The organism is Bacillus sp. AR8-1, assembly GCF_008042345.1.
Taxonomy (GTDB): Bacteria; Bacillota; Bacilli; order Bacillales; family Bacillaceae_G; genus Bacillus_A; species Bacillus_A cereus.
In genome coordinates, this window is record NZ_QNUB01000070.1 from 1 (window position 1) to 7,611 (window position 7,611).

A 7,611-nucleotide genomic window follows, 5' to 3' on the forward strand; every position below is an offset into this window, starting at 1 on the left:
ATCAATACCGATTTTTTTATAATTACTTTCCTTCTATTAAATCATTCGCCATTTTCCTAAATTCTTGATTAAATGCATCATTCATACCATTTTGGACGTTAGAAAATAATATGACAAACGTTCGTTTATCCCAGTTAAAATTATTAAAAGTGTTCCAGCCAGCTAATACACCGTGGTTATGATAATAATCTGGGTAAATATAGAAACTAAATCCATATTTTCTTGCAGGTGATGCAGAAAACATATCTGATATACTCTGTTTAGAAAGTAGTTTACCATCCATAATAGCTTCATCTAACTTTTTCATATCTTCAACAGTCGTATACATTTCACCACAGCCATACAACCAGTTCATTTTTAAGCGAGGCGTGGCTATTAACTTATTATCTTTTTTCGTATACCCTTCTGCTAAGAAAATATCTTCTGGGAGTGTTGCGCCCATTCCAGATTCATGCATTCCAACAGGAGTCAAAATATTTTCTTTCACATATTCAGCAAGTGGTTTATTCGATATTTTTTCTACAATATATGCAAGCACCATATAATTATAATCTGTATATTTCCAGCCTGTCCCTGCTGGAAATTGTAACGTTTGTGCCCCAATCCACGTTACTAATTTTAACCGTGATGCTGCGTCAACACTACCTTGTCCCTGTTCTGGTAATCCAGACGTATGTGTTAACAAGTTTCGTAACGTAATGTTTTTATCTGCCGGAAACGATGGGATATATTTATTTACATTGTCTTCAATGTTCAACTTCCCTTTTTCTTTTAGTTGCATAATAGATATTGCAACTACTGTTTTCGTAATAGACCCAATGCGATATTTCGTTCTTGGCGTTGTTAATACTTGATCTTTCACATTCGCATAACCGTAGCCTTTTCGTAAAATGACATGATCTTTACTTGCTACAAGAACACTCCCATTAAATCCTTTATCTTTTAAGTACTGATCTAGTTTTCCAGCTGCAATTTCATAACGCTTTTTCTCATTCGCATCAACTTCCTGCTTAACATCTTTTTGCTTACTATTTACATTAGAAAATGCCTTTGTATCATATTTTTTTCCTTTATTTGCATGTATTAGTGTAACAACACTTCCACAAAAAACAGCAAAAATAAAGAAAACGATTAACCATTTCTTTAACATACTAGGAACCCTCTTTTATCTAGTTTCACTTAACGTACATCCATTCTATTTTATATCTTTTAATTATCAAGTATATTATAATATTATTTAATATTCACTCTGTTAAAACTAGATTCCTTTTTCTCATTTTCAATTTTTACTACTCTCTATTGTATTTCTTTCTTGCAAAATTTCCAACATACAATCGGATGCATTAAACTATAATTTCAAATTCTTTTGTAACATTTGTTACATACTAAAAAGAATGGAGATGTAATATGAAAAATACCGATAAACGCAATCGTTTAGATGATAAAATGTTTCATTATCGGATAATAAAAAACAACATGGTATTAATTGAATATTACAGAAAACAGATTATGGTATTAAAAGGAAATGATGCTGAAAAATTTTTAAATAAAATAAATCATGCAAATAACGATAAAGAAAAACAGCTAATTATGGCTAAAATTACAGGTAATTTCAAAAGAGGTAATGAACGAAATTGAAAACGAATCTCATTTACATTTTGATTATACAACAAATAAAAAAGAAATGTCGCTCATTCAACATTTCTTTAGACTTTCTTCATAAAAAATTTACATTGCTAACATTCCTTCATTTTCTATACTTCCTATATAAGCTAACCGCTGAAATAGTTAGTAATACAACTATGCATAACCACGCGTACGTATATCCCTTCTTATCTACAATATAACCAAATAAAGCAGGCGCAACAATAATAGCAATTTGATTTAATGTAAGTGCAAAACTCACTGTCATCCCTACCGATTCTTCACTTGCTGATTCCGCAACTTCAGTTATAAAAAGACTAAACCATCCAATTGAAAAGAACCCTAACAATGCACTTACGCCATACAATACATTCGTTATTGTATGTATGCTCATTACTAATATTAGAATGAAGAAAATAGAAATACAAACAGTTATAAATAAGGGGGTACGCCTATTCCCCTTATAAAATAAATCACTAGTAGCTGCTAATATAACCCTACCAACCATTCCAGAAAAGAACATAACGGAAAATACTTTTCCAGCTAAAATTGGCGTGATTGATTGTTCCAATACTAAAAATTTTATAAAGTGTGCAACTAACACCATTTGCAATGAAATCATACAAATGCCAGTTATATAAATTGCATACAACTCTTTTTTACACATCACTTCTTTTAACTGCATCCAAAAAGAAAGTTTACTACGTTCTTGTTTAACTTTCTCTTGAATATATGGTTCCTTATAAAATATAAAAAATAAAAACCCTCCAATTATACAAATGCATGCAATGCTATTTACCGCATAGGCCATATTATATTTTATTGTAAGAAACGGGATCAATACTCCCGCTAATGTACCACCAATCGGTATACCGGCTTGTCTAATCCCCATCGCTAACCCGCGATTTTCTTTTGAGAACCACTTCATTATCACCTTACTTCCTCCTGGGTGCGAAACACTATAAAACGTTCCTACTAATAAAAGTACAAAGAGTAACCCATTAAATCCATTGACCATATTAGTCAGTAAAAACGAACCCCCTAGTAAAAATAAACTTATCGAAATTAACAACTTTTCATTGTATTGATCAAGTAGCCGCCCAACAAAAAGCATACAAAATAGCGGTCCTATATTTACAACACTTACTAACAATCCACTCTCCGTATTCGTAAGTGCATATTCTTCTTTCCAAAATAAAGCAAATGCTCCAATACCATACGTTATAAGTGTCGCTGTTGTTTGAGCAACTGTCGCAAAAATTAACATAACCCACTTATAAGTACCATTCATCCCTTCTTCCATTAACACAATAATCCCTCCATCCCCTTCCATTGTATGAAAGTTCTGATATCATATAAAATAAAGATTTATCATGTAATCCATCAAAAAAAATGATACCTTTTATGGAGGGATGATACTTGGATATAAAAGATTTAACTGTATTTTACGAAGTTGCGAAAGAAAAAAACATATCTCACGCAGCTAAAAATTTAAACTATGTACAGTCTGGCGTAACAATGCGTATGAAACAACTAGAAAACGAACTAGGTGTACCTTTATTTTACCGAAACGGAAAAGGTGTAACTTTAACTTCTAACGGTGAGATTTTATTAACATACGCTAAACAAATTATCCACTTAATGGATCAATCTATTAAAGCAGTTCAAAGTAATGAGATCGAACCAAGGGGCACTTTAAAAATTGGATGTACAGAATCTACAACAGCTGTAAGACTTCCATCTATATTAACGGCCTATTATGAGGAATACCCAAAAGTCGAATTGATTTTAGAATCAAATACGACGGAACAATTGATTAGACTTGTATTAGAACGAAAACTAGACGGGGCGTTTATCGCTGGAACCACTCAGCATGCTGAACTTCATACAAATATATTTCATGAAGAAGAATTAGTTCTCATTAGCAAAAAGCCTTTATCTTCCTTTACAGACATAGGAGACATGAATTTACTTGCATTTAGTCACGGGTGCTATTATAGAAATTTATTAGAAGATTGGCTTCAAGAAGAAGGAATTTCACCTAAACGAGTATTAGAGTTTGGAACAATTGAAGCGATACTCGCATGTGTAAAATCAGGTATAGGCATAGCAATTATGATGAAGTCTATTTTAAATGGTCACAAACATGACATATCATTCAATCCTTTACCAAATAGCTTCAAAAAAGTTCCTACTACTTTTATTACTAGAAAAGATATATATCACTCTGCTGCATTACAAAAATTTATGGAGATGACTCTCAATGCGTGAAAAGAAAATACGTGGTATGAAACGAAAAACAAACACTATGATAAAGCGAATTGAGGAACATGCAAAAACGTTCCCTTCTACTTTCTATAACGATGAATATTGGAATATGCTATTGCCAGTTTCGCAAGCTTTTATTGACTCTCGTAAAACACCTAGAAAAGTAAAGCGATTATGTATTCAAACCTTATTAAATCAAGCAAATCATTTAATAACTATGAAACCGAGCGATACACATACATATCGAGTTGTTGTTTTGATTTCTATAAATAATTTATGGGATTCGCAAATCATTATATTTAAAAATGAGGACTATTTTCATAATTTCTTTAATAGAAATAGTGAATTTCAAAAATGGATCCTTCTTTCAAATGAAATTGATTTTGGGGAGACATGGGAAATTTCAGTTTATCATTCCTTCCAAACACTTCGCTTTCAAGAAATTATTTATGATGAAGATGAATGCTATGAAAAAGAGATTCTGTTTATCGGGGAGTTAAATTAAAAAGGGTATACCTAAAACACTGGTATACCCTTTTCCACTTATTTTTCCTTCAATACACTATGTAATCGATCCGGATAATTTGTAAACATTCCTGTAGCACCCCATTTGATTAACAGTCTCATATCTGGTTTCTCGTTAATTGTATAAGGGTGAATTAACAGTCCATTTTTCCTAGCCATTTTCATATATGACTCATCAATAATTAGTTCTCCGTTATCATTACGTAAGTTTGGTCCAATACCAGCTGCATACTTTTTAATTTCTTGAAAATCATCATTCGTTACACTTTTCGGTTCATGTGTAATGCCAGACCATTCGACAATTTCATTGTTTTCATTTGGATAATACCAAAGCAATTGAACTAACGGAATATTTTCATTCATACTATGAATCTTTTTCAAACTATCTTTACTAAATGATTGAATCATAACACGGCTAGAAGACATGTTTTGACCTACTAAATTATACTTTTGTAACAACGCCAACAATTTCTCTTCCATTCCTGGATACACATCTGGTGATTTTGTTTCAATATAATACTTCATACTTCTTCCATACTTTTGAAAAATTTCTTCAAGAGTTGGAACTTTTTGCCCAACATACTCTTGCTTAGCCTTTTCTGGATACGCTTTATTAAACCATGATCCTGCATCTAAACTCTTTATTTCGCTTAACGTTTTATCACGTACTTCGCCTGTTCCATTTGTAGTGCGATCAACTGCTGTATCATGCATTGCAATTAATTGGCCATCCTTTGTTAATTGGATATCTAACTCTAAATAATCCGCTTTCATTTTTTTCACTAGATTATAAGAAGCAAAAGTATGCTCAGGTGCATGTCCACTTGCTCCGCGATGTGCAATATTTAAAAACTTATTCGTATTCCATTCATGCTTCCCTTCTGCTTTCACATGAACAGCTCCCCCAGCAAAGATACTTCCCGTCATAAAGAAAATAACTAAAACGCTAATAATTTTTCTCATCCTTCTAACCCTTCCTACGTTGCAAATTTCAACAAGTTAATGAGATTTACACGAAATAGAAGATATACTTTCATTATTTTTATAAGCTTATATGAAAATTCCAATCTTACAAATACAATTCCCCTATGTTATTACTATACTATTTATTTTCCATATCCCTCCTATTCACATGTAACTCCTTATTGATTACAGTTCATCAATAAAAAAAGCCATAATTTATTTAGAGGACACTTCTGTATCCCTAAATAAATGTATGGCTTATCTCAAATATCTCCGGCCTCGATTAACTTGTCGAAATTAATCATACCAAACCTATTAATATTTGTGAATATTATTTTTTCAGTACGACGAAGCTTTAACCAGTATAAGTTATATATCTCATACTAATTAGTATTTGAACCTATCGAATTTTTCTGTACAGCCTGATTCCTATCTAACTTCTTTAATTTCCATTCATACAAGATAAAATTCTATTATCATTTGACGTGGTATTTACGTAAACCTAGGTTTTATTTAATTACAAATTCTTAATTTCGTATATCTTTTCTTGTAAGTTTAGGTTTCTTTTGAGAATGTGGTATATTTACATGTCCCGAAGCAGCCGTGGATTGTCTCCTTTCCTTTCTTGACAGTCTAGGCTTCTTTTGAGAATGTAATTTTTTTAAATGTCGCGAAGTAATACCTTGTTTTTTGAAATCAAAGTAAAAATACAAATGTGTACTTAGCGCTAGGAAAACAACTGAAATAAATGACAATATAACGATTAGCACAATCGCCATAGCTTTTTGGCTCAAAATCCCAATAATAACTTGACCAATCATATAACCTAAACCAGAAAAATATACAATTTTAGGAATTTTCACATCTTGATCAGTTGTCCCCCTTAAGCGGGCTGTAAAATATTTAATCCAGAATAATTCAGATTTATAAACAATTAAACTATATGCAATAAGCGATAGAGTAAAAAATAAAGGTGACTCTATTTCTACGAATTCGTAAGCTAACTTTTGTACAGCTATGAAGCTACAAAATGAAATACTTAAAGCAACAAATCCAGAATATAGTAAATGTTGCAATTGAGGCTGCCGAGGCTTATGAATAGAAACCCAAATTCCCCATAGATTACATATCACATAAAATGGTAAGGCTACGTAAGAGTATATATTGAACGGTGGAAATATGAATAAAATGATAAGTAGCATAAAATTCATGATAACCCACATAAAGGCCCCTACAACATTCCTTATATCAAATGGTATTAATATTCGTATACAATCCACTATGTTGTTGCCATTATATTTGTCCATTATGCATCCCATCCATTTCCTCTCTCTTCAAATCAATATATATGCATATATACGCTCCAGATATACTAAACACAACAGCCAATAAAGAAAAGACTAAAATTAAGACCGTCGCTAAACCGTTTTGTGATAATGTACCTATACATATTTGTCCAATAACATATCCCAATCCTGATAAATAAACAATTGGAGAAATTTTTATATTGTCATTTTCTTCATTGTTTAATCTCCTTAAAAAACTTTTCACTCCAATAGAAATCAATTTATAAATTGTAAAAATGTAAAGCACAAAAGTAACAATAAAAAACAGAGGTGTTTCAATTTCAATAAAAGTATATGCAATCTTTTGAATCACTATAAAGCTTCCAAAAGAAAAAGTTAGCCCCATAAATCCATTATATAAAATGTGTACCAACCTTGGCTCATTTGGTTTACAAAAAAATACCCATACTCCCCATATATTAGCAATGAAAAGAAAAGGTAAAATCACATATAAGTATATAGTAAAGGTTGGAGGAAATAAAAATGGGGTTAAAATCATAAAATTAATAACTACCCATACCATAACGACACTCGATCTTACACTGCCAGGCATCAATTTCTGAATAATTTGTTCTGTGCTTTTTCCGTGGTATTTTTCCATATTACTCTCCTAAAAACTAAAAAATTTTATCTAAAGTTGCTCCGATTCCAGATTTAACTCTATCTTTTATCGAATCCTGTTTACCATCATGATTCCAATCACCTTTGTTAAATTTGATTCCATCAGTTTCTATATTAATTTCTATAAAAACATCCAAGCTTATTCCACTCCAATAAAAGATCCGTTTGCTGCATCACTAATAAGAAATAATGTAAAAAAAACTGCTTGTTTAAACAGTTTTTTACATTATTTCTTATTTTATTT

Annotated in this window: 8 protein-coding genes and 1 pseudogene; 3 read left to right on the forward strand and 6 right to left on the reverse strand. The window is 31.4% G+C overall.

Annotated features, from left to right (window positions below; all coding sequences use genetic code 11):
• Positions 1-22 precede the first annotated feature (22 nt).
• Positions 23-1,150, reverse strand: coding sequence for a serine hydrolase domain-containing protein (locus DN400_RS28795; protein WP_000915205.1), 1,128 nt, complete (start codon positions 1,148-1,150; stop codon positions 23-25).
• 257 nt (positions 1,151-1,407) lie between these two features.
• Here DN400_RS28795 and DN400_RS28800 point away from each other — a divergent pair, with 257 nt between their 5' ends.
• Entirely contained in the window at positions 1,408-1,638 is a 231-nt protein-coding gene (locus DN400_RS28800; RefSeq protein ID WP_000798787.1) for a hypothetical protein, read from the forward strand.
• Positions 1,639-1,747: 109 nt separating this feature from the next.
• On the opposite strand, the gene DN400_RS28805 is transcribed toward DN400_RS28800, so the two are convergent.
• The gene (locus DN400_RS28805; protein ID WP_065229152.1) at positions 1,748-2,977 is read right to left on the reverse strand and encodes an MFS transporter; all 1,230 of its coding nucleotides are present in this window, start codon (positions 2,975-2,977) and stop codon (positions 1,748-1,750) included.
• Positions 2,978-3,063: 86 nt separating this feature from the next.
• Between DN400_RS28805 and DN400_RS28810 the strand changes: the two genes are divergently transcribed.
• Together DN400_RS28810 and DN400_RS28815 are read left to right on the forward strand one after the other, a co-directional pair.
• On the forward strand, positions 3,064-3,915 hold the full coding sequence (locus tag DN400_RS28810) for a LysR family transcriptional regulator (protein WP_097997603.1): 852 nt from the start codon (positions 3,064-3,066) through the stop codon (positions 3,913-3,915).
• Positions 3,908-4,417 (forward strand): DUF3916 domain-containing protein, encoded by a 510-nt coding sequence (locus DN400_RS28815; RefSeq protein ID WP_065229153.1) that lies wholly within the window; start codon positions 3,908-3,910, stop codon positions 4,415-4,417. The genes DN400_RS28810 and DN400_RS28815 overlap by 8 nt, the downstream gene beginning before the upstream one ends.
• 38 nt (positions 4,418-4,455) lie before the next feature.
• Here DN400_RS28815 and DN400_RS28820 read toward each other — a convergent pair whose 3' ends face one another.
• The 4 genes and pseudogenes from DN400_RS28820 to DN400_RS29660 form a co-directional block, all read right to left on the reverse strand.
• A complete protein-coding gene (locus tag DN400_RS28820; protein ID WP_147802095.1) occupies positions 4,456-5,400 on the reverse strand; it encodes a glycerophosphodiester phosphodiesterase in 945 nt (314 codons plus the stop codon).
• 527 nt (positions 5,401-5,927) lie between these two features.
• Entirely contained in the window at positions 5,928-6,719 is a 792-nt protein-coding gene (locus DN400_RS28825; protein ID WP_016512497.1) for a hypothetical protein, read from the reverse strand.
• Positions 6,694-7,347: a hypothetical protein gene (locus DN400_RS28830; RefSeq protein ID WP_147802096.1), complete on the reverse strand. Its 654-nt coding sequence runs from the start codon at positions 7,345-7,347 to the stop codon at positions 6,694-6,696. Before DN400_RS28830 ends, DN400_RS28825 begins: the two co-directional genes overlap by 26 nt.
• A gap of 16 nt (positions 7,348-7,363) precedes the next feature.
• A pseudogene (locus DN400_RS29660) lies at positions 7,364-7,483 on the reverse strand (WXG100 family type VII secretion target); the annotation flags it as partial.
• Positions 7,484-7,611: the final 128 nt, after the last annotated feature.